The 25,839-nt window shown below is 56.5% G+C and carries 25 protein-coding genes and 1 tRNA gene; 7 read left to right on the forward strand and 19 right to left on the reverse strand.

What is annotated here, in order from left to right:
• Positions 1-176 precede the first annotated feature (176 nt).
• Both mgtA and AC0QKW_RS08495 read right to left on the reverse strand, forming a co-directional pair.
• Positions 177-2,753, reverse strand: coding sequence for a magnesium-translocating P-type ATPase (gene mgtA / locus AC0QKW_RS08490; protein ID WP_473150624.1), 2,577 nt, complete (start codon positions 2,751-2,753; stop codon positions 177-179).
• A gap of 27 nt (positions 2,754-2,780) precedes the next feature.
• Positions 2,781-3,149, reverse strand: a complete 369-nt coding sequence (locus tag AC0QKW_RS08495) for a cation transporting ATPase C-terminal domain-containing protein (RefSeq protein WP_473150625.1) — start codon at positions 3,147-3,149, stop codon at positions 2,781-2,783.
• 212 nt (positions 3,150-3,361) lie between these two features.
• On the opposite strand from AC0QKW_RS08495, the gene AC0QKW_RS08500 reads away from it, so the two are divergent.
• Together AC0QKW_RS08500 and AC0QKW_RS08505 are read left to right on the forward strand one after the other, a co-directional pair.
• Positions 3,362-3,625, forward strand: a complete 264-nt coding sequence (locus AC0QKW_RS08500; protein ID WP_473150626.1) for a hypothetical protein — start codon at positions 3,362-3,364, stop codon at positions 3,623-3,625.
• Positions 3,626-3,850: 225 nt separating this feature from the next.
• Entirely contained in the window at positions 3,851-4,897 is a 1,047-nt protein-coding gene (locus AC0QKW_RS08505) for an AI-2E family transporter (protein WP_473150627.1), read from the forward strand.
• Here AC0QKW_RS08505 and AC0QKW_RS08510 read toward each other — a convergent pair.
• Positions 4,890-5,447 (reverse strand): tetratricopeptide repeat protein, encoded by a 558-nt coding sequence (locus tag AC0QKW_RS08510; RefSeq protein WP_473150628.1) that lies wholly within the window; start codon positions 5,445-5,447, stop codon positions 4,890-4,892. The two genes, AC0QKW_RS08505 and AC0QKW_RS08510, sit on opposite strands and share 8 nt — an antisense overlap.
• 191 nt (positions 5,448-5,638) lie before the next feature.
• Between AC0QKW_RS08510 and AC0QKW_RS08515 the strand changes: the two genes are divergently transcribed.
• The 3 genes from AC0QKW_RS08515 (at position 5,639) to AC0QKW_RS08525 (ending at position 8,257) form a co-directional block, all read left to right on the forward strand.
• On the forward strand, positions 5,639-6,010 hold the full coding sequence (locus AC0QKW_RS08515) for a DUF5335 family protein (protein ID WP_473150629.1): 372 nt from the start codon (positions 5,639-5,641) through the stop codon (positions 6,008-6,010).
• Positions 6,011-6,108: 98 nt separating this feature from the next.
• A complete protein-coding gene (gene lepB / locus AC0QKW_RS08520) occupies positions 6,109-6,660 on the forward strand; it encodes a signal peptidase I (protein ID WP_473150630.1) in 552 nt (183 codons plus the stop codon).
• A 139-nt stretch (positions 6,661-6,799) separates the two neighbouring features.
• On the forward strand, positions 6,800-8,257 hold the full coding sequence (locus AC0QKW_RS08525; RefSeq protein ID WP_473150631.1) for an SGNH/GDSL hydrolase family protein: 1,458 nt from the start codon (positions 6,800-6,802) through the stop codon (positions 8,255-8,257).
• Positions 8,258-8,427: 170 nt separating this feature from the next.
• Here AC0QKW_RS08525 and AC0QKW_RS08530 read toward each other — a convergent pair whose 3' ends face one another.
• The 11 genes from AC0QKW_RS08530 to AC0QKW_RS08580 form a co-directional block, all read right to left on the reverse strand.
• The gene (locus tag AC0QKW_RS08530) at positions 8,428-9,267 is read right to left on the reverse strand and encodes a DUF6671 family protein (protein ID WP_473150632.1); all 840 of its coding nucleotides are present in this window, start codon (positions 9,265-9,267) and stop codon (positions 8,428-8,430) included.
• A 190-nt stretch (positions 9,268-9,457) separates the two neighbouring features.
• Positions 9,458-10,321: a nitrate ABC transporter ATP-binding protein gene (locus AC0QKW_RS08535; RefSeq protein WP_473150633.1), complete on the reverse strand. Its 864-nt coding sequence runs from the start codon at positions 10,319-10,321 to the stop codon at positions 9,458-9,460.
• 162 nt (positions 10,322-10,483) lie between these two features.
• Positions 10,484-12,490 (reverse strand): ABC transporter ATP-binding/substrate-binding protein, encoded by a 2,007-nt coding sequence (locus AC0QKW_RS08540; RefSeq protein ID WP_473150634.1) that lies wholly within the window; start codon positions 12,488-12,490, stop codon positions 10,484-10,486.
• 200 nt (positions 12,491-12,690) lie between these two features.
• The gene (gene ntrB, locus AC0QKW_RS08545) at positions 12,691-13,551 is read right to left on the reverse strand and encodes a nitrate ABC transporter permease (RefSeq protein WP_473150652.1); all 861 of its coding nucleotides are present in this window, start codon (positions 13,549-13,551) and stop codon (positions 12,691-12,693) included.
• Between the two features lie 434 nt (positions 13,552-13,985).
• Positions 13,986-15,350: a CmpA/NrtA family ABC transporter substrate-binding protein gene (locus tag AC0QKW_RS08550; RefSeq protein WP_473150635.1), complete on the reverse strand. Its 1,365-nt coding sequence runs from the start codon at positions 15,348-15,350 to the stop codon at positions 13,986-13,988.
• Positions 15,351-15,775: 425 nt separating this feature from the next.
• Entirely contained in the window at positions 15,776-16,036 is a 261-nt protein-coding gene (locus AC0QKW_RS08555) for a CP12 domain-containing protein (RefSeq protein ID WP_473150636.1), read from the reverse strand.
• Between the two features lie 263 nt (positions 16,037-16,299).
• Complete coding sequence (locus tag AC0QKW_RS08560) at positions 16,300-16,527, reverse strand: hypothetical protein (protein WP_473150637.1); 228 nt, start codon at positions 16,525-16,527, stop codon at positions 16,300-16,302.
• Positions 16,528-16,561: 34 nt separating this feature from the next.
• A complete protein-coding gene (locus AC0QKW_RS08565; protein ID WP_473150638.1) occupies positions 16,562-18,310 on the reverse strand; it encodes a diflavin flavoprotein in 1,749 nt (582 codons plus the stop codon).
• Between the two features lie 62 nt (positions 18,311-18,372).
• The gene (locus AC0QKW_RS08570) at positions 18,373-18,897 is read right to left on the reverse strand and encodes a phosphate-starvation-inducible PsiE family protein (RefSeq protein WP_473150639.1); all 525 of its coding nucleotides are present in this window, start codon (positions 18,895-18,897) and stop codon (positions 18,373-18,375) included.
• 139 nt (positions 18,898-19,036) lie between these two features.
• Positions 19,037-20,770 carry a diflavin flavoprotein gene (locus AC0QKW_RS08575; protein ID WP_473150640.1) on the reverse strand — a complete coding sequence of 578 codons (1,734 nt, stop codon included), beginning with the start codon at positions 20,768-20,770 and terminating at the stop codon, positions 19,037-19,039.
• A 571-nt stretch (positions 20,771-21,341) separates the two neighbouring features.
• Positions 21,342-21,481, reverse strand: a tRNA-OTHER gene (locus AC0QKW_RS08580).
• Between the two features lie 345 nt (positions 21,482-21,826).
• Between AC0QKW_RS08580 and AC0QKW_RS08585 the strand changes: the two genes are divergently transcribed.
• Complete coding sequence (locus AC0QKW_RS08585) at positions 21,827-22,369, forward strand: hypothetical protein (RefSeq protein WP_473150641.1); 543 nt, start codon at positions 21,827-21,829, stop codon at positions 22,367-22,369.
• A 15-nt stretch (positions 22,370-22,384) separates the two neighbouring features.
• Positions 22,385-22,930, forward strand: a complete 546-nt coding sequence (locus AC0QKW_RS08590; RefSeq protein ID WP_473150642.1) for a hypothetical protein — start codon at positions 22,385-22,387, stop codon at positions 22,928-22,930.
• A gap of 51 nt (positions 22,931-22,981) precedes the next feature.
• Here AC0QKW_RS08590 and AC0QKW_RS08595 read toward each other — a convergent pair whose 3' ends face one another.
• From AC0QKW_RS08595 to AC0QKW_RS08615, 5 genes are all read right to left on the reverse strand, one after another.
• Entirely contained in the window at positions 22,982-23,566 is a 585-nt protein-coding gene (locus AC0QKW_RS08595; RefSeq protein WP_473150643.1) for a hypothetical protein, read from the reverse strand.
• A gap of 99 nt (positions 23,567-23,665) precedes the next feature.
• Positions 23,666-23,977 carry a helix-turn-helix domain-containing protein gene (locus AC0QKW_RS08600; protein ID WP_473150644.1) on the reverse strand — a complete coding sequence of 104 codons (312 nt, stop codon included), beginning with the start codon at positions 23,975-23,977 and terminating at the stop codon, positions 23,666-23,668.
• The gene (locus AC0QKW_RS08605) at positions 23,974-24,336 is read right to left on the reverse strand and encodes a hypothetical protein (RefSeq protein ID WP_473150645.1); all 363 of its coding nucleotides are present in this window, start codon (positions 24,334-24,336) and stop codon (positions 23,974-23,976) included. Before AC0QKW_RS08605 ends, AC0QKW_RS08600 begins: the two co-directional genes overlap by 4 nt.
• Positions 24,337-24,747: 411 nt before the next feature.
• A complete protein-coding gene (locus AC0QKW_RS08610; protein ID WP_473150646.1) occupies positions 24,748-25,074 on the reverse strand; it encodes a CU044_2847 family protein in 327 nt (108 codons plus the stop codon).
• A gap of 32 nt (positions 25,075-25,106) precedes the next feature.
• Positions 25,107-25,715: a toll/interleukin-1 receptor domain-containing protein gene (locus AC0QKW_RS08615; RefSeq protein WP_473150647.1), complete on the reverse strand. Its 609-nt coding sequence runs from the start codon at positions 25,713-25,715 to the stop codon at positions 25,107-25,109.
• Positions 25,716-25,839: the final 124 nt, after the last annotated feature.

Below are 25,839 nucleotides of genomic sequence, written 5' to 3' on the forward strand. Positions count from 1 at the left end.
AATTATTAAAGAGATTGAAGCATATATTAAGTAGAGATATTAAGAAAATCCCTGGAAAAGGAGATATCCTAACCTAGGGATATATGTCCTGTGCGATCGCTCATTTGAGCTGAGTTCGTTGAAAATACAGCCCTGATGGGAAACCCTGTTCTAGGGTTGCTAAGGCTGATTCTGAGTTAAAACTTTACACGACGGTAGAACCCTCGTTTCACGGTTTCGGCACTAAGAATATAGAGGCCCACAATGGCGGCCATCAATGCCAGAAACTCAATCGGCAGCGCCTGAAATCCGAGCCAATCTGCCAGTGGCGTATAGGGCAGAAACAGGGTGATCAGAGCGATCGCGATTGTCATAAACAACAGCGCCCGGCTGGGCTTGCTCTGAAGCATCGATTGCTGCGTGCGAATTACCAGCACAATCATCGAAGCCGAGATCACTGACTCCATAAACCACCCCGTTCTAAACTGAGCCTGATCAGCGTGCAGCACCAGTAGCAATGTCCCAAAAGTAAGGTAGTCAAATACCGAACTCAGCAACCCAAACACCAGCATGAAATTGCGAATGAAGTGCATATTCCAGCGGTGGGACTGACTGACCTGGGTGCGATCGACGCGATCGGTAGCAATCGTCAATTCTGGAAAATCAGTGAGCAGGTTAGTCAACAAAATCTGGCTGGGCAGCAGCGGCAAAAAGGGCAGCACTAGCGAAATGCCCGCCATGCTAAACATATTGCCAAAATTGGCGCTGGTGGCCATAAAAACATACTTCAGGGTGTTGGCAAAGGTCACCCGACCTTCCTTCACCCCCTCAACCAAGACATTCAAATTCTTTTGCATCAGCACAATGTCAGCGGCTTCCTTGGCCACATCCACCGCACTCTCTACCGAGATGCCCACATCGGCGGCGTGGAGCGCCGAGGCATCGTTAATGCCGTCGCCCAGATAGCCCACCACATTGCCCGCCTTTTTGAGGGCGATAATGATGCGCTCTTTTTGGTTGGGTTCTACTTCAGCAAACACATTGGTGTGTTGAACTTGATGCAGCAGGGCTTCATCGCTAAGTTTCTCTAGTTCCGGCCCGGTCAACGCCTTGGGTTCAGGCAGGCCAACCTGCTGGATGATGCTCATCGCCACCGCCCGGCTGTCGCCGGTAATCATCTTGGGCGTGATCCCCAAATCTTCTAGGGCTTTGAGGGTGTCAGCAATGCCCACCTTGGGTGGGTCAAAGAGGGCCAGGTAGCCCAAAAAGGTCATAGCCACTTCATCGTCTTTATGGAAATTATCGCGATCAAACTGGCGATAGGCTACGCCTAGGGTTCTAAAACCCCGATCGCCCAAATTCGATGCCTGTTGCAGCAGTTTTTGACGCTGATCAGCAATATCAATGGTTTTGCCCTCAGCTATTTCAACAGTGGAGCAAATCTCTAAAATATTTTTTAGCGCGCCCTTGGTGATAATCAAAGACGCATCTCCTACTTTAAAAAGAATACTTAACCGCTTACGATTAAAGTCGTAGGGTACTTCGCCGAGCTTTTCATAGGCAGAAATGTCAAAGGCTTTGTGGTCGCGAATGGCCGCATCAATCGGATTCACGTAGCCTGACTCAGCGGCTGCATTTAAGTAAGCGTAAAAGAGCACGCGATCGGCCTGGGGCAAGGCACCATCCTCGCTGATATTCCCTGCGGCATCTACTGCCCCATGAATTTTGACTTCGCCTTCGGTCAGGGTGCCGGTTTTGTCGGTGCAGAAAACATTCATGCTGCCAAAGTTTTCAATGGCGGGTAGGTGCTTCACAATCACCTGTTTGGTCGCCATTTTCTTCGCTCCCCGTGCCAGATTGACGCTGACGATCGCCGGCAGCAGCTGTGGCGTCAACCCCACCGCCAACGCCAGGGAAAATAGCAAGGACTGTAGCACCGGGCGATCGAGGTAGACATTGACGACAAAAATCAGTACCACCAAGATCAGCGTCACTTCCATCAAAAAGTAGCCAAACTTGCCGAGTCCCCGTTCAAATTCGGTTTCAGTGGGTCTGAGCTTCAACCGCTCCGACACCTTGCCAAACTCAGTTGCCTTGCCGGTGTGCACCACGACGGCCTTGGCCGTGCCGCTAATCACATTGGTGCCCATGTAGAGGGTATTGGTGCGCTGGCTTAGCCCGGTGCCCTCGGGCAGTACGCCGCTGAACTTGTCCACCGGGTAGGTTTCTCCGGTCAGGGCGGCTTCCGCCACCGACAGATCGTTTGACTCTAAAATCAGGCAGTCGCCAGGAATCGTTTTGCCCGCAGAAAACACCACAATATCCCCCGGCACCACCGCCTGATTAGGGATTTCTTGAGCCTGACCATCCCGCAGGATGGTGGCTTTTACCTGCACCAGCGCCAAGAGTTTCTCAACCGCGTTGGATGCCCCTTGCTCTTGCCAAAACCCCAGCAGCCCGCTGATCAAGACAATCGTTAGAATGATGACTGCATCGATCGCATCTTGCAAAAAGATCGACAGCACCGCCGCAAAAATCAGAATCAAGATAATCGGACTCTTGAACTGATTAATCAACAACAGCCAGGGGCTAGACTTGCGCGTTTGCTTGAGGCTGTTGGCCCCGTATTTGATCAGCTGCTGCTTGGCTTCTAGGCTGCTTAACCCGGTGGGACTAGAGCCTGTCTGCCGAAGCACCTGATCGGCAGGTAGGCTCCAAAACCTGTCCAGTTGCGGGGCCTTGGGGTGATTTCCAGGGTGAGTCAGGTGAGTCATGGGTGCCTAACCTACAAGCAATGGCTTTTACCTGATGTGTTGCTTGCCCTGGCGGGGCCAGAGCTTGAGCACCTCAAACCAGAGGGTGCTGAGCACCCCCGCCCCGACGCAGATCGCCAGGTCAAGGGGGTGCAGCGTCGAAAAGCGAAACAGGTTTTGCAGCAGCGGCCCGTAGAGAATCAGCGCCAAAAACACCACGCCGCCCCCCAACACCCAGTAGATCGCGCCCCAGCCCACCAACAGCAAAAAAATCGGCGCGCGCGCGATCTCTAGCACCAGGGTCAAAAAGGTGCGGTGGTCAGAGGCAGGCCGCTCGTTATAACCCTCTCGGCTCAGCCGCTCCGCCACATCTGACGACGATAACCCCACCCAGGTTTGAGGATCTGCTGACAGCATGAGTCGTATCTCCCAGCATCAATCGAGATACTTCAACAGTGCCGTAGTCGCTGGTCAAAGCATGTTTTCGTTGGAATTATTTGCACAGAAAGGCGGGATGATCCCTCAACGGTTGACCTACCGCTCTGGTCAACTGCGTGTTGACGAATCTTTCAACGGTTTAACAGAAAAACGGTGGTGGGTATGGGCTACAGATTTGAGGATGAGGCCTGATGCGAGTAGGGCTCCGGGGGTGGCTGTTTCTCTCTCTCCTGGTGGCCATGCTGGTGGGGGTAGGCAGCTTTATTGTGATTAGCCGCGCCGCCTCCCATCACCTGTTTTTGGGTCATCTAGATCAAATGGCTGCGATCGCCAGCGTGGGGCGGGTGGTTTACGAGATCCGTGAAGAGCTGCTCGATCTACACGGCGGCCCCATCGAGGTTGAGAGCACCGTGGGTCAGGGCAGCACCTTTCGCTTCTCTCTACCCCAGGCTTAAAATCAGAGCAGATTGACACAGCCTAGCCACAGCTTAGCCATGGGCAATCCATAGAGTGAGGGTGAACAACTCACTGAGGTGTCTGCTATGGTTGCGCTATCAGTTCCAGCAGGAGCACTGGTTCTGGCCCTGTTACTCTTGGTCAGCATGGGAATTTTGGCCTGGCTATTTCCTGACGGATCTTCAAATACCCATAACAAGAAATTTTAGGGTTTGCCTAGCGCCATGATGCAACCATTTAACCAACTGCCTCAATGGCTGGTGTGGGAAATTGCCATTCCCCTGACTATTTTGAATGGCTGGTTACTCTATAGAGTTTTTCTAACCTTTCAGACCCCGTTTACCATCTTGATCATGGCTACGCTGCTAGCGTTTGTACTCAACTATCCGGTTGAGCAGCTTGAAAAACAAGGGCTGAGCAGAGAGGTGAGCATTGCGCTAATTGGGCTGAGCGCGATCGCCCTAGTGGGCGTTTTAGGCCTCATGTTGGTTCCAGTTTTGCTCTTGCAGTTGGGCGATTTAGCCAATCGGTTGCCCGCCTGGCTAGCGTCAGGCAGCCAACAGTTCCAGACCTTAGACACCTGGCTGATCGCTAAGCGAATTCCCCTAGATGTCACAGCGCTAGTAGAGCAACTGGCGAAACTCTTGCCCGATGAACTGGTACAGCTGCCCGATCAAACCTTAGTCATTGTGCGGGGCATTGCCGATCGCCTGATAGAAGTCATTGTCACTGCGGTCTTTACGCTGTATCTCTTGCTCCATGGCGATGCTTTTTGGCAAGGGCTGCTGGGTTGGCTGCCCAAAGATGTGTCTGACTCAATACAGCTCGCGTTTCAAGAGCAGTTTCGTAACTTTTTTGTGGGCCAGGCCACCATCGCCCTGATTATGGCCCTGGCGTTGACGAGCCTATTTTTTCTGTTCAAAGTTCCCTACTGGTTGGTCTTTGGTATGGGTATTGGGTTGTTAACGCTGATTCCCTTTGGTGACACAGTTGGAATTGTAGTCGCCGCCATTGTGGTGAGCTTTAAGAGCATTGCGCTGGGGGGTGAGGTGCTAGCGATCGCATTCCTCGCCGATCAGATCATCGACCAGGCCCTAGCCCCTAAAATTCTTGGTAATCTAGTTGGCCTCAACCCCATTTGGATTTTAATTTCTCTCCTTTTAGGAGTTCAGCTGGGAGGCTTGCTCGGCCTGATTTTAGCCGTACCCTTAGCCGGATCGTTGAACCGTATTTTGGCCAATAGCCCATCCGTCATGAACAACGTTAACTAGCCTGGTGATGAGGGGCAAGGTCATGGTAAAGCCTCCGGATTGAGTCGGCGGTAGACGATAGGACTGGTTGTGAGACCCGCTGATAGCTGCGGTAAGCGGCCTGAAACTGCCCTAAATAGTGCAGGGCTACGCCGCGAAATAGCCAGGCTTGGCGGTGGTTGGGCGATCGCCAAAGGGCCTGGTTGCAACAGGTGAGTGCCGCCTCTGGTTTGTTGAGCAAGATGAGCAGTACCGCCTTTTGCACCCAAAGCCGAATATCGTCAAACCCAGCCAATTCCTGGGCCTGCTCTAGACTTTGCAGGGCGTCATTGTAGTGACCTAGACAAGCTAGAGCATCGGCGCGGCTGTACCAGCTCTCGATGTCGTGGGGGTGAACGTTTAGTGCTTGCTCAAACTGCGCCAGCGCCTCTAGATAGCGGCCCATCTCCAGGTAGAGTTTGCCCTGTTCACAGCGGCGCAGGGCCTCGGCTTCATAGTCAAGGACGGAGATTGGGCGGGCCGGGCGGTGGCCAGTGGGGAGAATTTGGCGGTCTCGAACGCAGGTTGTCATAGTGTCTGTCCTTTCTGAGTGAGAGCAGCGATTGATTTGGTGGTTAACGTTAATTACCCAGTGTGGCAATGGTGTGTCAGGGGTATTTCAGCGGTGTTGCAGAGCCTAAAAAGGGCTGAGTTTGTCACACTGTTGCCATGGTATTGACACAGATCGCCCTTAGGCTAAGACCCATTCTCAGGAGATGACCGATGCACCTGGAACTGTCTTATGAGCGCTATCAAATCGAGATTCCCCAGGCGGTTTGGCCAGAGTTTTTTGATCAATGCACCGACGACAATCGGGGCCGTCTGATTACTCTAAAATTGGTAGATGCTCAAATGGGCGATTTTGAGATGCTGCGCCACCAGCCGCTATGGGCCATCACCTACGACCGGCTCGACTATGGCAACGCCTTAGTTATTACCATCGATCGCCCCTTGGGAGCGGGTGCAGTCACCTATGCCCACCGCATCCTGTTTCCCCAGGCCGTTAGCATCATTACCGACGAAGATGGGATAATTCTTTCTTGCACGGTTACCGATGATGACCACGCGCAGACGGTGATCAGCTTTCAGTCTTAGTGGGGTAGTGACGGGTAGAGGAATTAAAATTCAAAACTCAAAATCTAGAACTTCATCCCCACGTCCCACCCATCCACCCCTCACCCATTCCCCCTCCCATGACCGACTCCAATCCCCATCCCTCTAACGCCCGCAAATCTAAGGGCGTGCTGCGCGAAACCATTGAAACTCTCGGCCTGAGTGTGCTGTTGGCCTTTGGCATTCGCACCTTTGTGGCCGAGGCCCGCTATATTCCCTCGGGCTCGATGTTGCCTACCCTAGAGATCAACGATCGCCTGATTATCGAAAAGCTCAGCTACGACTTTGGCACTCCCCAGCGGGGCAATATTGTGGTGTTTTATCCGCCCGATCAGCTCGGCACAAAAGATGCCTATATTAAGCGGTTGATGGGTCTGCCAGGGGATGTGATAGAAGTCAAAACCGGCCAGCTCTATATTAACGGCGAACCCCAGACAGAACCCTACATTGCGGCCAGGCCCGACTATCAGTACGGGCCGGTGACGGTGCCCCCCGATGCTTACCTGGTTTTGGGCGATAACCGCAACGAAAGCTTTGACTCTCATTACTGGGGCTTTGTGCCACAAGATCACCTAATTGGTCGGGCCGTGTTTCGGTTTTGGCCCCCTGATCGGCTGGGCGGGCTAGACTGAGACCCTTGATGCCTCATCGCAACCCTGTCTGGGTGAATGCCGTAGCCCCTGCTGCCCTGGGCGCTGGCAATTTAGCCCCAAAACATCAGGTGCTGGCACTACGCTGGAAAAAATAGAGCGTTTAAGGATACTTAATCCTATGGCTAAACTCGTTGCCATTGGCGACAGCCTCACCCAGGGCTTTCAAAGCGGAGCGATTTCGCGCACCGATCTGGCCTTTCCCACCCTGATTGCCAAAACCCTGGGCCTGAGGGTGCCCACGGAGTTTCCCATCCCCTCCTTTGCGGGCAGCGGGCTGCCGCTCAATATTGAAGGATTGCTGCGCTCGATGGAGCGATCGCTCGGTAGCGAGATTGACCCCTGGGAGTGGGTGGTGCGGTTTCCGACCTTGCTGAACCAGTATGTCGATGGCGTCGAAGACATCTATGAGCGGGGGGCTGGGTCTCGGCCCGCCTCCTTTGGCGGCAGCTACCACAATTTAGCCGTGTGGGGCTTTAAGGTAGTAGACAGTTTTACGATCAACTGGGCCTACTGCGACAAAACCATCAACCGAGAAGAAGGCTGGATCGAAAACGACTTTTTTGGCCTGCCCTCGGCCCCCATGTACCGCACCGCTAAGCAGGTGCTAAATCCCAACTTTAGTAGCGCCAAGGCCACCTGGACTCAGGTCGATAACCTCAAGGCCATTGTGCAAAAAGAAGGCCAGCTCGATGCCCTGATTCTCTGGCTGGGGGCCAACGACTGTCTGGGTACGGTGCTCGATCTAGAGCTGAAGGATATGACCGATGCCGATGTGCAACGGCTAGAGCAAGACGGGCAGCTCAACGACCCGGTGGCCCGCCGCCGCTGGAACCTGACCAACCTGCACCTGTTTAAGCGCGACTTTGCGGCCCTGGTGGAGGCGATCGCCCCGGTGATTTTGCCCACCACCAAGGTCTTTGTGGGCACCGTGCCCCACGTCACCATTCCACCCATTACCCGAGGGCTGGGGGACTTCGATGGCACCTACTTTGAGTACTACGGCTCGTTTTATGCCGCCCAAACTATCGGCAACCCACCCCAGCGCCGCCATCTGACCAAGGCCCAGGTAATCGCCATTGACCAGCGCATTGACGCCTTTAATGGAGCAATTCGCGAGATTGTGGGCCGCCAGGGCAGCCAGTGGGCGATCGTCGATGTCGGGGCGATTTTAGACACCCTCGCGGTCAAGCGCAACAACAGCACCGATACCCCAGGGCTGCCCTTAATTGAGTACTACCGTCGCAAAGGCCTCCCCGACCATCCGCTGCTAAAACTGACCCCGGTGCCCAGCACGCTGCGGTTTGATACGCGCAATGCGACCCGGTTGCACGGGGGCTTGTTTAGCCTCGACAATGTTCACCCCACAACCATTGGCTATGGCATCATCGCCGAAGAATTTTTGACGGCGATGCAGGCTGCCGGGGTAGCCGGAGCCGACCCCCTGAAGCTCAACTGGCCCGCTATCATCGCTCACGATACCCTGGTTCAGGCCCCGCCCCAGCTGTGGGATGACATTCTCAAAGCGGCTGAAAATAATGCCGGGCTCTGGGATACGCTGCTGAGTTTTATGACCTAGATCTTTCTGAATGTCACCCTCTGTGCGATTCGAACAGGTCGTCCCGCCCCTTCACAACCAGTGCTAGTACGGCAAAAAGCCCTGGGCTGCCAGTTGACCAACTTTGATTAATGAAGCCCTGCGTCAGCACATGAGATGGTGAAGCAGAATCATAGTGCTGTTAGCTAGCCCTAGGGGTTGCAGTAGGGACAGTAGCTGGGGTCTGCCACGGGCGGTGAGTCAGGACAGCGGTCGTCTCGCTGGTGCTGGCATCGCTGGCACTGGTATCGCACTGAAAGGGTCATGAGCGTAGGGGTGCCGCACTGGCCACAGGGTAGGCCTGGCCAGCGTTTTACCTCACTAAAGCCGGGGCAGCCGCAGGCGGGGCAAGCTTGGGCAATGGTGTTGAGCAGCGCTTGGGTAGCCTGGGCAATGACCTGCATGCGGGTGGGGTTGTAGAGGGCGCGCATGTCGGTTTCGAGGCGGGCTATGCCGCGGTTCGACTGCTGAATGGCCTTGGTCACTGACGTTTCTAGCTCTTCGTAGGTGGTAATGCCCTTGGCGATCGCGGTGTCGTCGGCCCGTACAATCAGCCCGTGGCTGGGGAAGCCGACGGCGGTGGCAAAGGCTTCGGCCTCTGGCCAACTGCGAATATCCTGCTGGCGATAGTTGGTATCGGTAGAGAGGTATTCACCGACAATTTCGAGCTGGTGCTGCTGGTCGAGCAGCAGCACGATTTCGCGATCGCAGGCCACAAACGGAATCTGCGGGTGCGGCCCAAAGCTGCCCTCGCTAGCGATCGCCAGGGTTTCCCCAGTGCCTTCTAGGGCGGCCTCAGCCTTGAGTCGGGCGGTGGTGAGCTGGTCGGCGGGGCGCTTGACCTCGCCGGTAAAGGTGCCAAAGCCGTCGGTGTCAAAGGCCGGAGGCACGGTGATGGTGACGCCCAGGGTTTTGAGTAGGGGGGCGATCGCCTGCTCTTTGCGGTGCATAGTGGCGAGGATGGCGACACGGTGGGCAAACAGATCGGTCATGGCATGTTGAACGACGGAAACGTTGAAAAGGCTGTTGGGCGTAACGCGTCTTTCTAGGGTGACGGGCTACCTCTCAGCCTACGCCAAAGAAACGCCCACAGCAGCGTCAACTACCGTGGGCAGGAGGTCAGGAGATGTCTTATCTACGGATTGTGATGCACCCCGAATACTGAATCGGGACGAGGGTTCTCTACTCGTCGTGGGCAAAGCGGTTATAGAGAAAGTCGAGGGCGTGGTTGCGCAGCTGGTAGTACTGCGGGTCTTCCATGATCTGGTCGCGATCTCTAGGCCGCTCGAAGGGGATGGTCATCACCTCGCCGATGGTGGCGGCGGGGCCGTTGGTCATCATCACCAGGCGATCGGCCAAAAACAGCGCCTCGTCGATGTCGTGGGTGATCATCAGCACGGTGCAGCGGTGCTCGTTCCAGATCTTCAGCAGTTCTTCCTGAAGCTCTTCTTTGGTGATCGCATCCAGCGCCCCAAAGGGCTCGTCGAGCACTAGCACCTCGGGGCGAATGGCCAGGGCGCGGGCGATAGAGACTCGCTGGCGCATGCCGCCGGAGATCTGGTCGGGGCGCTTGTCGGCGGCCTCAGTCAGCCCCACCATGGCCAGGTGGTCGCGCACGATCGCCCGTTTCTGGGCCTCGGGCTTCTCGGGCCACACGGTTTTTACGGCCAGGTAGACGTTCTCAAATACCGTGCGCCAGGGCAACAGGGCGTAGTTTTGGAACACCACCATGCGATCGGGGCCGGGCTTGAGGATGGGTTGGCCGTTGAGGGTGACGGAGCCCCCCGTAGCCTGCTGAAAGCCTGAGACCAGGCTGAGCAGGGTCGATTTGCCGCAGCCAGAATGGCCGATGAAGCAGACAAATTCGCCCTGCTGGATGGTCAGGTTGACGTTTTCGAGGACGGGGAAGGTGCCCTTACCGGTGGGGTAGCTCTTGGAGACGCGATCGAAGACGAGAAATCCTTCGCTGGGTGAGGTTTGGGGGCGATCGACCAGGGCGAGATTGGCGGGGCGGCGAGATTTGAGGTTGAGAGGGGCGGGTTGCATGGGATAACTCCTAGTTGAGTGAAAAGGGAAGAAGCTTGGTAACGCTTCCCCTCTTGGGAGGGGTGCCCGTTCGCGAAGCGTTTCGTAGAAAAGGGCGGGATGGGTTGCAAAGACTGGGCTGACCCACCCCTACCCCTCCCAGGAGGGGATTTGGCCTATCGGCTACGCTGCCAGGGCTGCGACCCGTTCATCCAGCACCACCTCGGCGATGGTGATGTCGCGCTTGATGGCGAGGCTATTCAGGTAGCCGATCGGGTCTTCGGCGTCGAAGTCGGTGCCGTCGAATAGGTGAATGCTGCCACGAGTGTACTTAGTGTCGAGCAGGCCCAGTTCGCGGGCGGCGGTGCTGTAGACATTGACCCGCACAATGCGTTCGAGAATTTCGAGCCAGTTGCGAGGAAAGGGCACGTCGCCCCAGCGGGCCAGCTGGGTCATGTGCCAGAGGTGTTCGGTGCGGCTGGGCCGGTTGGCCCCGTCGCCAAAGAACAGGTGGTGGGCGTACTCGCGCCTGGGTTGGTCGAGGGTGCAGACCTTGGTGGTGGGGTTGCCCAGATGGATGTATTCGATCGGGGTGCCCAGGTAGGGGCGTTGGGAGAGAATCTGACGAATCTCTAGCTCGTTTTCGGGGTCGGCGCAGTAGCGGCAGGCGTCGAGCAGGGCCTTGGTGAGGGCGATGTGGGTGTTGGGGTAGGCGCTGGCCCAGTCTTCGCGCACGCCCAGCACCTTGCCGGGGTGGCCGTCGTAGATTTCGCGATCGGTGGCGATGGTAAAGCCCACCTCGTCCATGGCGGCGCGCAGGTTCCAGGGTTCGCCAACGCAGAAGCCGTCGATCGCATTGTTTTTCAGATCCACCACCATCTGAGCGGGGGGGATGGTTTGCAGGGCCAGGTCGCGATCGGGGTCGATGCCGCCAGCCGCCAGCCAGTAGCGCAGCAGCAGGTTGTGCATCGACGAGGGGTGCACCATGCCCATGCGGTGTTGGGTGTCAGGGGTGCGGTGCAGCATGTCGCGAAAGCTCTCTAGGCTGTTAACGCCCTGCTCGTAAAAACGGCGCGATAGGGTGATGGCGTTGCCGTTGCGGGTCATGGTCAGGGCGCTGACCACGGGCAGGGGCCGATTGTTGTGGCCGCCGAGGGAAAACCACAGAGGCATGCCCGAGGGCATTTGGGCGGCATCCAGATACCCGCCCGCGATGCCGTCAACAATGCCGCGCCAGCTGGTTTCGCGCACCAAATTCACTTCATCCAGGCCGTGCTTGGCAAAGAAGCCTTTTTCCTTGGCGATCGCCACCGGGGCGCAGGCGGTCAAGGGCACAAAGCCGATGTCCAAATTCACCTTTTCCAGGCCGTGACGGGCGACGGCGGTGGTTTTTCTGGCCCGCAGCTTCTTAATCCGCTTTTGCTGGTTGAGGAAGTAGATGATCTCGCTGCGCAGGCTGTAGTAGCTGGGGTGCTCCACCACCTCCATGCGCTGGCGGGGGCGGGGAATATCGACGTCGAGAATGTTGCCGATTTCGGCACCGGGGCCGTTGGTGAGCATGACGATGCGATCGCTCAGCAGCACCGCCTCATCCACATCGTGGGTCACCATCACGGCGGTGACGTTGTTTTCATCGCAGATGCGCATGAGCTGAGTTTGCAGATTGCCCCGGGTCAGCGCGTCCAGCGCCCCAAAGGGTTCATCGAGCAGCAGCAGCTTGGGGCGAATGGCCAGGGCGCGGGCAATCGCCACCCGCTGCTTCATGCCGCCAGAAAGCTGGTCTGGCCACTTGTCGGCGGCAGCCTGCAACCCGACCAGGTTGATGTGCTCTTCGACAATGGCGCGGCGATCGCCCTTGGGCAAATCTCCACAGACGCTGTTCACCGCCAGGGCGATGTTGTCGCGCACGCTGCGCCAGGGTAGCAGCGAATAGTTTTGGAACACCACCATCCGGTCTGGCCCCGGCTCGGTAATCTTTTTGCCCTCCAGGGTAAGCACTCCCGAGCTGGGCAGCGAAAGGCCAGCAATCATGTTTAAAAGCGTAGACTTGCCACAACCCGAGTGGCCAATAAACGAGACAAACTCGCCTGTTTTAATCGTTAGATCAATTCCTTTTAAAGCAATATACTCACCGCCATCAGCCAGGGAAAATACCTTATCTACCTGATCCACCGCCACCAATAAGCTCATGGTTTCCTCCTTGCGATCGTTGTGATAAATGTCGTAAATCCCCTCCTGGGAGGGGTAGGGGTGGGTTATTCGTAGGGTGGGCACCGCCCACCACCCAAATTGGCTAAATCAAATCCCCTCCTGGGAGGGGGAGGGGTGGGTCTACCGAGTCTCTGGAACCCACCCCGCCCTCCGGGCACCCCTCCCAGGAGGGGAAGCGGCTACTTGCGGGTGGGGGCGATCTTCATTTGCAAGAGGGCGATCAGGCGATCCAATAAAAGCCCCACAAAGCCGATGTAGAACACCGCCAAAATGATCTCGCTGATGTAGTTCTGCTGGTAGGCATCCCAGATAAAGAAGCCAATCCCCACAATCCCCGACATCACAATTTCTGCCGCAATAATCGCTAGCCAAGCCAGCCCGATCGCAATCCGTAACCCGGTAAAAATGTAAGGCAGCGCTGACGGAAACAAAATGTTGAAGTAATAGTCTTTGCGCGACAGTTGCAGCACTTTGGCTACATTGTTGTAGTCTTCAGGAATTTGCTTGACGCCCTCAATGGTGTTGATCAAAATTGGCCAAACAGCGGTGATGAAAATTACGAAGATGGCGGCGGGCTGGTTTTGTTGCAGGGCCACCAGGGCGATCGGCACCCAGGCCAGCGGCGCAACCATCCGCAAAAACTGAAAGATTGGGTAAGTGGCCTTATTTAGCCAGGGGCTAGTGCCTACCAAAACCCCGACCGAAATACCCACTACAGCGGCGGCGGTATAGCCCTGAGCCACCCGACCCAAACTGGCCCAGGTTTGCCAAAACAGGCCTTTATCTAACCCCCCCAGGTCGTAAAACGGGTAGAGCAACAGCTCGCGGGTGCGGGTGTCGGTCCACAGGCTGAGGGGGCCTGGCAGTCGAGTCAACCCAGACCATGACACCAGTTGCCAGATCGTTAAAAACACCGCAATACCAATGATTGGGGGAATCAAGTCGCCCGCGCGCTTTTGCCAAAACTGTTGAACCGACGAAAGAACCGGGTTAGGACGCGCCTGTATCCGAGAAGGTGCCTGAGTAACCATAGTTGCGATACCTCGTTGGATTTTGAAATTTTTAGATGGAAGCGGAGCGAACAATTCAGCAAAAATTAGTCAGTACAATCCCCTCCTGGGAGGGGTAGGGATGGGTTAGCCCACTCTCTCAACCCACCCGGCCCTGCGGGCGGGGATAAGGCGCTGCTGCTGAGGGGGATGAGGAAACCTGCCTCGGCCTTTCTTTGGGGAGACTGGCCGAGGCAGGCTGGTTCAGACACCCAGACAGAGGTGAATAGGGCTGCTGTTGGCGATGGAGGCCCCATTTTTCTGCCTTTGGTCATCTCTCTCTGAACCAGTGCTAGAGGAAGAAAAGGGTTGGATTAACTGTGCTCAAAAAGGTAAGAAAGTTTTGAATTTTGAGTTTTTGATGCAATAAAAACTCAAAACTAAACGCTGAGCCTTCAAAACTTTTTAGCCTTCACCCTTGCTTCCTAGACCCGCTTAATCTGAAGGCTGCTGAGGTATGCCTCGGGGTTCGCAGGGTCAAACTTGATGCCGTCAAAGAATGTCTCGATGCCGCGCGACGTATCGGCGGGAATATCGGCGGTAAAGCCCGCTTCAGTGGCGGCTTCGCGCCAGAGGTCTTCGCGGTTGACGGCATCGACAATGCGGCGGGCCACATCAAAATCGGTGAGCTGGTCTTTGTGGAAGCCCCAGCGCATGCTCTCGGTGAGAAACCAGAGGTCGTGGCTCTTATAGGGGTAAGAGACGCTACCCTTGGGGTCTTTCCAGTAGAGGGGGCCAGCGTTGAAGTCGTCCACGTTGGCTTTGTTGTCGCCCATAGTGTACTTGCCGTCGTAGGGGGCTTTGAGGATTTCTGGCGGAATGTTGAAGTAGTTGCGGCCAGAGGTGATGGTCACCAACTCGGCCCGGTTAGCCGGGTCATCGCACCACTGCTGGGCTTCCATTAGCCCCTTCAGCAGGGCCTTGGTGGCCTTGGGGTTGGCATCGACCCAGTCAGCTCGCAGGGCTAGGTATTCTTCGGGGTGGTAGGCCCACATCTGGTGGGTGAGGCCCGCCATAAAGCCAATGTCGTCGGCCACAATGCGGTAAGGCCAGGGGTCGCCGGTGCTAAAGGCATCCATGGTGCCGTTGCGCATACCCTGCACGGTCTCGGCGGGGGGCACCGCCAGCAGGTCGATGTCGGTGTCGGGGTCGATGCCGCCTGCGGCAAACCAGTAGCGAATCCAAAAGTCTTGGTTGACGTTGGGGAAGGTGTGGGCCGCCTTGAACTTGCGGCCCTGGCTGCTGGGAAACCCTTTGATGTAGTCAGCGGCTCCCGATAGGTCTACCCCTAAGCCTTTGCCAGCGTGGATGCCGGAGATGGCGATACCGTTGCCCTGGGTGTTGAGCTGAGCCAGTACGTACATGGGCACCTTCTGGCCGTTGGTGATGATGCCTTCGCTGATCAGGTGGGGCATGGGCATTTGCCACTGGCCGCCGTCGATGCCGCCGCCCGCAGAGCCAATGGTGACGTTGTCGCGGGCCGAGGCCCAGTTGGCCTGCTTGGAGACTTCGACCCCGGTCATGCCGTACTTGGCAAAGAAGCCCTTTTCCTGGGCAATAATGATTGCCGCTGACTCGACGATGGGAATGTAGCCCAGTTTTACGGTAGGGGTTTCGGGGCTGTCGCCTGCGGCTACGGGGCCGGGGGCAGCGGTCGATGCTGTTGTTGCCGTGGGGGCGGTGGCGGAAGGAGGGTTGCCGGCACAGCTTTTTAGAAATACCGCCCCTGCTGCCGATACCCCAGCAGTGGCCAGAAACTTACGACGGGTAACACGATCGAGATTGGACATAGAAACTCCTTTCAACGCCTCCGACTAGGGGCGCTGTGCACGACATGAACAGTGGTTAAAAGACTCGGGAGCGATCGCCTAGGGCCAGACGACTCACCCCTTGGGGTAGCAAATTCGGGCGTTCCCGTAGCGGGGCTACCGATCGCCTAAGATTTATAAAAGTAAATCCTAGGCTTTTGCTCCATGCCACTGAGTCTATACTCTTTTCTCTGGCCGTAGATCCCTAAAAACCACAAAATTCGACTGCAATTCTCAATGCAAAGAATAAGCTGGGCTTATTTGATAGAGATTCTGGAATAGTTTCAATTAATGTGACCGGCTGTGGAGGGCGATCGCACCCCCAGTCCTGCAAACACAAAAAAGGCGGAAACCGCAGTTTCCGCCCAGGCCTTGAGTGAGAGGGTTAACGCGCTCGATCGCTGCTCTTAACTTTCGTAGATGCGGCACTCAGGGGCGTTGGGGTTGGCCATGCAGTACTGGCTAAAGGCTGTCGGCTGGTGGTCTAGCTGGCGGCGGTGGGCGGTCGAGAGTTCTTCGACGGTTTCCCAGGCGATCGCAACGTCTTTATGGGTGGTGCCGTATAGATCAGTCAGGCGACGGGCATGCTCAAGAGCTACCTGCAACCGAGCTGTCAGGGTGGGCTGGGAGATGAGGTTGGGGGTAGAGAGGGTGGTGGTGAAACTCATGGTGGATGATTTCCTGAGGTTTAGTGAACTGTCTTTAGCCTATTGATAATTTCAGTAAATATCAATAGGCCATATATATAGCTTTTTGTTATCTATCATCAGGTTTTCTTACCATTCATGGCTCGGCAGTGGAGGGTGGGAAAAACTGATGCAGCGGTGACTAAATACTCCGATGGCTTGACTGCGCCACGGAGCCTTTGGCCTTTGCCCAGGTGAGATATCTACCGCGATGGGGTCGCTAATCTGGGGCAGCCCGTGCGAGATCAATCGATTTGCAGCGGGGCCACAATGTCGGGATTAGGGTCTGGAGGGGCCGCTGTGGCAGGGCTGCGGGGCAGGTTATAGCCGATGATTCCCAGGGTAAGACCGAGGGCAAGGCCAGCCATAAACATCCAGCCGTGGGAGGGTTCGAGGGTGTAGAGCAGGCGGCGATCGCGGCTATAGACATGGACCGCCCAGCCTTCCTGGGTTGTGTGGTGGAGTTTATTCATAGAGAGGGGCAAGGTTAGGAGAATTAGCGGTTAGTCAGACGCAATGGGCCGCTGGGCGGTGCTGAACGGCAGGCATGCCGCTGTTGTCAAACAGCTCACCCCGCTGCACCGTGGCGTAGATCAGCACCTGGTCGCCCACGGGAGACCGTTCGACCACGGTGCATTCTACGTAGGCAAGGGCATCGGTGAGAATGGCGCCGCCGTTGGGGGCGGCCTCAAAGGGCAGGTGGTCAAAGGCGGCGGTAGAGTAGCCCTGGGCCGAGAAATGGCGGCGCACCGCCCGCCCCTCCTTGAGAATATTCAGCACGAAGCCGCTGCCGGGGCGGAACTGAGTGGTTTCAGGGGCCGCCCCAGGCAGGGTCAGCATCAGGCCGGGGGGGCTAAAGCTGGCCTGGGCCACGCCAGCGGTGAGTAGCCCTGTGTGACGGCCCTGGTTTTGGACAGTGACAACGCAGAGAGAACCGACAATATGCCCCATGGCCTGGGCCGTGCGGTCGGTTTGAGCGTGGGCGAGGGCTGGTCGAGCCCCCTGCTGCTTTTGGCGTTTAGTCAGGGTTTGGGCAAATTGGGCGGCAGCAGCGGCACAGGCGGCCAAGGCATCGGCATCGGGGCTAAAGCGCACTCGCAGCGGCTCAAATCCAAAGGAGTAGTTGGCATCTTTTAACTTTTGCTCGAGCAGATCGATCGCTTCGCCGCTCCAGCCGTAGGAGCCAAACACCCCTACCAGCTTGGTTTTGGGAACATTTGCCAAAATTGAGCCCAGGGCGGTTTGAATTTGCACCGGGGCATGGCCCCCCAGGGTGGGAGAGCCAATAATAAAGCCGTCGCATTGGCTCAGGGTATCGGTTAAGGCCTGGGGATCGATCCGCTCACAGTTAATTGCTTCTACGGCTATTTGGGCGGCGTTGAGAGCTTGGGCGATCGCATCGGCCATCCGCGCCGTATTGCCGTAGGCCGACGCATAGAGCAGCGCCACCCGCAGGGGGCGCTGGGCCTGCTGCTGGCACCACTGGCGATAGTCTTGCTGGAACCGGCTGAGGCTGTAGCGCACCAGGGGGCCGTGGCCAGGGGCCAGGGCTTTAAGGGGCAAAGGCTCAATCAGATCCAGGGCCGTTTCTACCTGTTTGGCCTGGGGGCTGTGCAGGCAGTCGAAGTAGTAGCGGCGATCGCCCTCCAGCTGCCGCCACTGCTCATCCCACAGGGCATCGTCACAGCGGTGAGCCCCAAACAACTTATCGCTATAGAGAATCTGGCTGGCGGGGTCGTAGGTGCACAGCCCGTCGGGCCAGCGGGGCGTGGGCACGCCGACAAAATCCAGCACATGGCCCTGGCCCAGATCCAGGGTGTCGCCAGAGCGCACCGGGTAAAGCCGGTGGGCGCGATCGCCCAGCGCGAGCTTGAGGGTGTTGGCCCCTGCCCTCGAACAGACCATCTGGGCCTGGGGGGCCAGATCCAGAAGCCGGGTCAGGGTCGCCAGTCGGTTGGCGTTGACGTGGCTGGTGACAATGTAATCGATCTGCGCCAGCGTCACCTGGTGCTGGAGTTCCGTCAAAAAGAGGTCGGTAAAGGATTCGCCCGGGGGGTCGATCAGAGCGATTTTATCGGCCTGAATCAGGTAGGCGTTGGCGGTGGTGCCCCGCTGGCGGCTATATTCCACCTCAAACTTGAGCCGCTCCCAGGTGCGCGATCGCAGCACCAGCGACTGGGGGCCAATGGTTGCAACCTGCACATCGCGAGGCCGAAAGGTGATAGGAAGAGAGGTTGAGGGGGTAGTTAAAGTCATGGGAAAAGCCTAGGTAGAGGTTGTTGGGGCAACGGCGGATTTGGCCGGGACAGCGAGGCCGATCAGTCAAGCGGTGGCTTAACCGTCCCCAGCTCGGCAATATCGTGGGCAAAGCGCAGGCGGTGACGGCGCGACACCTCCTGTTCTGGGTCAATACCGTCGAAAGTAGGTGGAATCCAGGCCCGCACCACCAGCAACCCCCCCAGCACGACTAAGAATGAGCAGCTGGCCAGCACCTGGGTCCAGGGGGTATCGAGCACGCCGCGCACAATGATTTCTCGCAGCACCGACACGATCGACACCTCGACCGCCACCCCAATCGAAACCCGATGCTCCTGCAAATAGATGATCAGCAGCCGAAACAGCTCCACCAAGATCAGCAAAAAGAGAATGTCGGCGGTCACCTCAGGGAAATTGAGCGGCGGCAGTAGCGAGAGAAACATCTCCCGCAGCTGCATCACCATGAAGCTGAACAGCCCAATGCAGAGCGAAATCACAATCAGGTCTTGAACCAGCTCTAGCAGACGCACCACATAGTTGCCGTTTAGCCACGTGACCCAGCGGGAGGAAGAGGGGGGAGTTTGCATAGGAATTGCCTCGTAGATGGTGGGATGGTGAGGTCATACCAAATCCGAATCACAAAACCCCGATTCGAAACCGGGACCTGCTAGGGACATTGCAGTGCGATGCCCCGAGGAATCGGGGGGATATAGACAGGATTTCGTATCAGTAGTGGTTGCTGGCTTTGCGGTGGTGTACCGCCGTCAACCCGTCGGGCTTAGCGACCCGTCCAGCTTCGCTGGTGCAGTAAATAATCCAGTGATCGCCGGCCTCTAGCCGATGGGTGACGGTGCATTCCAGATAGGCTAGAGACTCAGCCAAAATGAGGGCACCGTTCTGGGCTACGTAGGTCGCAACCCCGTCAAAGCGATCGCTGCCGGGGGGAAACCGCTTGAGAAAATGCTTCATCAGGCGCTGTTCGTTACCGTCTTCAAGCACATTGAGCACAACGCGATCGCCGTGGTGCAGCAACGACTCAATGGCCCGATCTTTTGCCACCGCAATGGCCAGGCCGAGGGGCTGAAAGCTCGCCTGAATCACCCAGGATGCCAGCATGGCGCTGCTGACATCGCCCTTTTGGGCAGTGACAATATAGAGCCCGGTGCTGAGGCGACCCAGGGCCTGATCGAGCCCAGCATCAAGGGGTTGACTCGGCTTTAGAGAGCCATCGCGGTTTACCCACTGGCCCAGATCGGTGCCCGCTTCTTCGCAGGCTTTATCGGTGGCCTCAGTGGGGGCAGCTTTGATCAAAATTGGCTCAAAGGCGACGTTTAGCCCCAGTTCTTGAAATCGGTTGCGCAGGGGAAAGATGGGTTCATCTTGGCCGCCGCCGGTTTCAAATAGGCCAATGGCTTGCTTTGGGTTGGCGGTGGCCAAAATGGTACTGAGCATGGGGTTGAGGGTGGTGCTATCTGCCTGGGGCGGCATCCCTACGATCAGCCCAGCGGCGGTGATCACCGTTTCTCGCACTGTATGACTATCGGTGTCGAGCAAATCTACCAGCTCTACGGCGGTGCCGGTTTTGAGCAGGCCCTGGCCCAAACTCTGGACAATGCGATCGCTAAAGCCATAGTCTCCGGCATAGAAGATCGCCACAAAGGGCTCGGCCTGGGCCTGGGCGCTGCTCCAGGTGCGATAGCGCTCCCGCCAGTCGTCTAAGTGATGGCGGAGTAGGGGGCCGTGCCCGGTGGCAATCTGGCTGATCGCCAAGGGCTCAATGCGTTTGAGCGCGGCCAGCACCGATCGGGCATTCGGCCCCATGAGACAGTCGTAGTAGAGCTGAAAATCTGGCTCCAGCAAAGCCGGAGTTTCATCGTAGAGGGTGTCGTCGCAGTAGTGCATCCCAAACACATCGCAGGTATACAGCACTTGGGTCCCCGCATCGTAGGTAAGCATGGTATCGGGCCAGTGCAGGTTGGGGGCCGAGACAAAGTGCAGGTCGTGGCCCTGGCCCAAGTCGAGGCGATCGCCGCTTTTTACCATCTGAGCGTCAAAGGGGCGGTGCAGCTGGTTCTGCAAAAATTGAATCGCCACCTTGGAGGCCACCACGGTCATGTGGGGGGCCAGGGCCAGCAAATCCCCAATCAGCCCGCTGTGGTCGGGTTCGGTATGGTTGACGATCAAGTAATCAATCTGATCGAGCGCCACCAAAGCCTGGAGTTCAGCTAAATACAGATCGCTGAATTTGCCGTGGGTAGTGTCGATCAGCGCGGTCTTCTCCCCTCGAATGAGAAAGGAGTTGTAGGTAGTGCCGTTTTGCAGCTCAAATTCGATGTCGAAGCGATCGCGATCCCAATCCAGACAGCGCAAGACCGTTGCATCAGGAGCAATGGTCGCGGTTTGCAGGGTGAGCCGTCCGACAGGAGAGGAGGGTTGACGTAAATCCGTGACTGCAACCATGGAGTTTCTCTATCCTCGGCGAGATCTAAATGAACTTAAGTCAATACTCCGCCGATCAAGATGATTTGTAAAATGTCAATTCCCAAACCCTCTCATTAGAAAATCATATCTAATCTCTGGTGACTGATACTAAATCCTGCTCAGTTCGCAAGCTAAAGCCGAGTGAACGACTCGATGGTCGGCAACCAGATCTGGAGGTTGCCGTGCAAGTCGGCGGGTCTCAAGATCGGCGACGGGTGGTTTAGGCCCAAGCCGGGTATCCCTTTCCGGCCATTGGCCCCCAAATCATCGTGAGCCTCAAAATGCGCCTCTCGGACGGGCTTGCAGCGCGTCTTGGATGTCCAGCAGATCATCCCTAATTGGGTAAGGCTGCCCTGGAAATTAAAGCAATGGACGACCCCAGCGATCGCCGCAGGGCTCTGCTCTCGCCCCCTATTGACCCAGAAAATCCCTTGCCTGAGAGGGGCTCAAAGCATCTCCTCTGAGCGCACCAGCGCCCGATTTATCGAAATGCCCTGAATCACCTTGTTGATGGGCGATACAACCCTTGAGCTGTATAGGTTTGAGAGCATGGAGAATAGGAGATTCGTTTTGCTCTGCAACGCTAGCACGAACGCTCAGCGTTCCCGAAGGGGAAACTCCTGACCTCTGCGGTGCGATTGGCCGGGCCAGGCTGCGCCAACGCAGCGCTCTACCAGCTGAGCTAATTCCAGATAACGATGGAGAATAGGAGATTCGAACTCCTGACCTCTGCGGTGCGATGGTAGATATCTGGAGTCTAAAGCCTATTCTGCTAAAAGGTTTTAGGCTTTGCAAAAAAGCCTTCGATCCATTTTCGATCCAAAATTGCTCAATGCTGGCTAGAAACTCACCGCTGGCAGACAGACCTTGAGGACAATTCTCTTGCTTGATTGGATCCATGGCTTGCATTTGATGCGGTCTTTTCAGCTTGGTTCCCCCACTAAAATGAGCCATGGGTAAAGGTTATCTCGCTTCCCAAATGATGGAATTAGGAGCAGGCCTTGGTAACCTTTAGGGCATTCCGAGGTGATGCCTATGCCCCGTTCCCTTCGATTAACCAAACCGCCAAACGACATTGTCACAGTGACAATCGGCTTGCTAACCCAGGAACAGGTCGGACAAATCGATGGCATCTGGGCAGGCATTCTGCGGGAGACACAGCAGCCAGACGCCAGTTGGGACTGGGCCTATAAGTTACGGCTGGCCGTCAATGACGATCGCTATGAGGCCTACGGCATCGAGTTTGAGGCGCTTCTTCAAGGCGTCATCTTGCTCGAAACGCAATGGCACCGTTCCTGGTTGCCGCAACGGTTTCCTCTGGTCTATGTCGAATACTTAGCCTCTGCGCCGTGGAACCGCCGCTTACTCGAAGATCCTCCTTACCTGATTGGGGTCGGACGGGCACTCGTACTCTTTGCCCGTCAGCGCAGTGTGGAGTTAGGTTACGGTGGGCGCGTCGGTCTCCATGCGCTACCGGGCGCTGAAGCTTTTTATCGGCGTTACAATATGCCGGACTATGGCCCCGACCCGGACAAAGACGGGTTGGTATACTTCGAGTACGGCGCTTTAATGCTCTAACTCAGAGAATCGTTTATGAATGATGCAATCCTAGCTGAGCAACTGAGAAAAACGGGCAACTTAATGGACTTGCTCAATGACGAGGCTTGGGTTCGGGAAGCAGATGCTGATCACGCCAGTGAGGAAGGGACGGTTGAGGCTGGTCTGGGTCTACAGCCGTATGTGGAGTTGCTCAAGGATGCTTCGCCGGAAGCTCTAAAGCGGCAGCGGTGGTATGTGCGCGTTCTATCCATCTTGTTACCGGAGTTGAAGGGGTGGTTGGAGTCGTGGCAGCTTGGGCGGAGTCTAGAGGCTGTCTACATGGAGGCGCAAAAATGCTTATATGGTCACCTGAGGCATCTCACCCCCGAACAAACGGCCTGGATTGAGATGCTGTTGGCAGAGGGAGAGCAGGCGTTACCCAAAGAACAGAAGGTGATTCAGGCTGAAGCGATCGCTATGCTTGCTCAGATGTTCACGACAGAAGACTGGCAGGCGATCGCGAATGTGGCCTCTCAAACAATGGCGAAAGACATTCTACAAATGGGGCAAGAAGCGGCGATTCCCACTCTCACTATCTAAGCCTAAGCCATTCATATAGGGTTGAGAACGGCATAGTGCTTTTCTATTCCCTCAGGCAAACACCTCCCCGTGCCCTTCGGGAGTGAAGCAGGGGATGGATGGAGCTGGATCAAATATGACAGTGTACTGAGCTGAGGGACTCAGCCGCCGCAGGGCTTTCAAATGGGCATCAGCATCATTGCGCCGCCGAAACCGGGCTACGGTGCGCCGCTGCATGTAGGGGAGGAGTTGAACAACGCACCAGGGGTGGAGCAGCTGGTTGTAGGCCGTAGGCGCTTCCACCTCGTAGGCCGCAGATGAAGAGTACTGCTGGCTCTCCAAAGGGTAAATCTCTTGCTCGCTGACAGCACCCCTTAGGCAAGACTGCGCCCTCTCTTCGGCACTGGCAGCGCTGGGCTTCAGTGCCTGCTCAATCTTGCCCAACAGTTCAGAGGCCTCTCGATCTGGAGGATGCAGCGTCCAGGCGTTGATCGGCGCGGGCTGGAAGGTCAGCCGGTAGGTTTTGCTGTTTCTACAGTGAACTAGCCAAACGGCCTGCCGAGGCAGCTTTTGCAGGCGATACGAGCCCTGCCCTGGCATTGCCAGCGCCGCCCGGATACGTTTGATATCGGCCATAATTCGGTGCCCTTGGCTCATGTGACTGTCCTCCCCGATGAAGCAATGTGGTGCAGTTGATGCCACCCTAGCCAGGGGAGATTCGCCAAAACAGAGCACGGTGATATTGACAATTTTGGGTTAGGTGTGATCGTCTCTGGACTCAGTGGAGCACAGGGCCTGCCGCAGGTCTGCCGGAATCTGGTCAAAGTTGTCGAGCAAAAAATCCATCAGGGCTAGATGGCGTAGGTCTACAGGGGTGGGGCGACGATAGCTACGACCCTTACGGAACCAGCCCCGCACCGTCGAAACCGACCGGGAGCAAATCGCAGCCATGTCTTCTTGGCTCACTTGCCACTTGGCGTAAAACCGCTGGGGCGTCATGCCCAGCTGGCAGTAGGTGTATCGGTCAAGCAGATGCTGCTCGTGGGGAGAAAGGGGGCGAGGATTCATCGGATAGGCTCCTCATCAAGGGCTTCGAGGTCGCCTTCCCAGGCAATATCGGCCCTGACCCAGGTGGCACTGGGGGAAGCAAGATCGAGCCAGATCAGGTAGCACCACTGCCAGCGACGGCTGTGGGGAGCGTAGCTGTAGAACTGGCCAATAACCAGGCCCCAATCGGTTGCGTTGCCGTGGGGGACCCAGCGGAGGCGATCGCCGTAGTGAAAGCGGGGCGCTTTGACTTGGGGGAAGGCGACGGGCAGATCAGTGGTTGGCGAGAGGTGTAAGTGGCCAGGGTTGAAGGCGTACCCAAGGGCTCGATGAATGACCTGAAGCTGGCGCGATCGCTGGCGTGGGAAAGGTTGAGCCATAGGGAGGGCACCTCCTGGGTGCTGGCGAAGGTCAGCCTGGCCGCTCAACAAGGCTGAGGTAGCTTGAACTAGCGGATATGCTTATCCATATTAGCTTAATCTACTCTAATCTAGAGTAGATTACCCTTAATTGCAACGCTTCACCTAGGCTTGCTCTAGAGCTAGATAGAGCGGTTATGACTACCCAGAAGCGCCAGACCAGCATTTACCTGCCAGACCCGATGAGGGATGCCATTCAGGCGATCGCAGACAGAGAGCAGAGATCGTTTACGTTCGTGGTTGAAATGCTCTTGAGGGAGGCTTTAGAAGCGAGAGAAGCCACCGGAAAGAAGGGTTAGGCGAACGCAGTCAGGAGGTTTGGCGATGCCTGCCATCATGATCAAACTTGCAGCAGCCCGGTCTCTGGCGGGTTTAGGACTCAATCTTGTCCGATCGCTCCCATTCCAGGGTGATTTCCAAGTTGGCTTTGCCGGAGCCTTTGACGATTACAGCTGTCAGTTGCCCAGACTCAATGGCCAGCTCCATGCCAAATTTTACGGTCGCTTTTTTTGGTCTGGCTTTATGAATGGGGGTGGCAATCATTTGCACGACTCCCTCGATTGCATCGGCGACGGGCTGAAACTGCTTGGGGTCAAAGCTGACGTCTTCTCGCCCGGTCTGGGTGACTTCAAATTTGACGATTGCGCCGTTGGGTAGCTGTACTGGCACGGTGTCACTGCGAGAGTCTGAGAAGCTCATTCAGGGATCTCCTTAGGGATGGGGTCGGCTGGTTAGCCTGTGGTTGAGGCATTGCGTCTCAATTCAAGTGCAATTTCGCGGATGCCAGCGGCAATCTCCTGAAAAGCTTCGTCTTGATTTGGCCAGGTGGTGATTGGCTGGTGATTTTTGGGCAGTACATCGAGCTGGCCGAAGGGAGCACCCTGCCAGTCTACGGGGCGTATCAATATGGGGATGACGCGGGCCTCGCCGGATTGGTGCCGCTCTATGGCTCGCTGAATTTCGAGGTGGTAACAGGTGTCGTCGGCGATCGCGTCGGGACTGATCAGCAGCAGAATGATGTCGGCGGTGTTGAGCTGTTGTTGGATGGTTTGGGTGCGATCGTCGCCAGGGAGAATTTGGTGGCTGCTCCAGCTAGTGATAACGCCCTGGCGTTCGAGCAGGGTGAGGTGGTTGACTAGTTGGGTTTGCAGGGTTTCATCAGCGGGGGCGGAGGAAACGTATAGGGAGACAATTGGGCCTTGGGAAATGGTGCCATGGGCAATTGCATAGTTGTAGTATTTGAAAAAGCTTTGGATCTTTGAGATTGCTGAATAGTACTCTTTCCCTTGACTATTTTTCCAAAGAGTGATAAGGCGTGGCAAAATGCTTTCAGCCTTCATTGAAGCCAGCGCATTTGCTATATGCTCGCTGACTGCCTGACACAAGTGGGTGAAAGGCTTGAAACGTCGTGACGCGAGGGGAAAAGGTGAGGTGACATGAGACGCTGAAATTTGCGTCATCTCA

This window comes from Pseudanabaena sp. PCC 9330, assembly GCF_055795045.1.

Bases quoted from the DNA above. Each gene is read 5' to 3' on its own strand.
- lepB (WP_473150630.1), top strand. From the start codon at position 6,109: ATGACCGACTCCAATCCCCATCCCTCTAACGCCCGCAAATCTAAGGGC.
- AC0QKW_RS08530 (WP_473150632.1), bottom strand. From the start codon at position 9,267: ATGACCGATCTGTTTGCCCACCGTGTCGCCATCCTCGCCACTATGCAC.
- AC0QKW_RS08615 (WP_473150647.1), bottom strand. From the start codon at position 25,715: ATGAAGGCTGAAAGCATTTTGCCACGCCTTATCACTCTTTGGAAAAAT.
- AC0QKW_RS08515 (WP_473150629.1), top strand. From the start codon at position 5,639: ATGCACCTGGAACTGTCTTATGAGCGCTATCAAATCGAGATTCCCCAG.
- AC0QKW_RS08590 (WP_473150642.1), top strand. From the start codon at position 22,385: ATGAATGATGCAATCCTAGCTGAGCAACTGAGAAAAACGGGCAACTTA.
- AC0QKW_RS08525 (WP_473150631.1), top strand. From the start codon at position 6,800: ATGGCTAAACTCGTTGCCATTGGCGACAGCCTCACCCAGGGCTTTCAA.
- AC0QKW_RS08585 (WP_473150641.1), top strand. From the start codon at position 21,827: ATGCCCCGTTCCCTTCGATTAACCAAACCGCCAAACGACATTGTCACA.
- AC0QKW_RS08605 (WP_473150645.1), bottom strand. From the start codon at position 24,336: ATGGCTCAACCTTTCCCACGCCAGCGATCGCGCCAGCTTCAGGTCATT.
- mgtA (WP_473150624.1), bottom strand. From the start codon at position 2,753: ATGACTCACCTGACTCACCCTGGAAATCACCCCAAGGCCCCGCAACTG.
- AC0QKW_RS08595 (WP_473150643.1), bottom strand. From the start codon at position 23,566: ATGAGCCAAGGGCACCGAATTATGGCCGATATCAAACGTATCCGGGCG.
- AC0QKW_RS08565 (WP_473150638.1), bottom strand. From the start codon at position 18,310: ATGACTTTAACTACCCCCTCAACCTCTCTTCCTATCACCTTTCGGCCT.
- AC0QKW_RS08570 (WP_473150639.1), bottom strand. From the start codon at position 18,897: ATGCAAACTCCCCCCTCTTCCTCCCGCTGGGTCACGTGGCTAAACGGC.
- AC0QKW_RS08510 (WP_473150628.1), bottom strand. From the start codon at position 5,447: ATGACAACCTGCGTTCGAGACCGCCAAATTCTCCCCACTGGCCACCGC.
- AC0QKW_RS08555 (WP_473150636.1), bottom strand. From the start codon at position 16,036: ATGAGTTTCACCACCACCCTCTCTACCCCCAACCTCATCTCCCAGCCC.
- AC0QKW_RS08610 (WP_473150646.1), bottom strand. From the start codon at position 25,074: ATGAGCTTCTCAGACTCTCGCAGTGACACCGTGCCAGTACAGCTACCC.
- AC0QKW_RS08500 (WP_473150626.1), top strand. From the start codon at position 3,362: ATGCGAGTAGGGCTCCGGGGGTGGCTGTTTCTCTCTCTCCTGGTGGCC.
- AC0QKW_RS08575 (WP_473150640.1), bottom strand. From the start codon at position 20,770: ATGGTTGCAGTCACGGATTTACGTCAACCCTCCTCTCCTGTCGGACGG.
- AC0QKW_RS08560 (WP_473150637.1), bottom strand. From the start codon at position 16,527: ATGAATAAACTCCACCACACAACCCAGGAAGGCTGGGCGGTCCATGTC.
- AC0QKW_RS08505 (WP_473150627.1), top strand. From the start codon at position 3,851: ATGATGCAACCATTTAACCAACTGCCTCAATGGCTGGTGTGGGAAATT.
- AC0QKW_RS08550 (WP_473150635.1), bottom strand. From the start codon at position 15,350: ATGTCCAATCTCGATCGTGTTACCCGTCGTAAGTTTCTGGCCACTGCT.
- AC0QKW_RS08495 (WP_473150625.1), bottom strand. From the start codon at position 3,149: ATGCTGTCAGCAGATCCTCAAACCTGGGTGGGGTTATCGTCGTCAGAT.
- AC0QKW_RS08600 (WP_473150644.1), bottom strand. From the start codon at position 23,977: ATGAATCCTCGCCCCCTTTCTCCCCACGAGCAGCATCTGCTTGACCGA.
- AC0QKW_RS08540 (WP_473150634.1), bottom strand. From the start codon at position 12,490: ATGAGCTTATTGGTGGCGGTGGATCAGGTAGATAAGGTATTTTCCCTG.
- AC0QKW_RS08535 (WP_473150633.1), bottom strand. From the start codon at position 10,321: ATGCAACCCGCCCCTCTCAACCTCAAATCTCGCCGCCCCGCCAATCTC.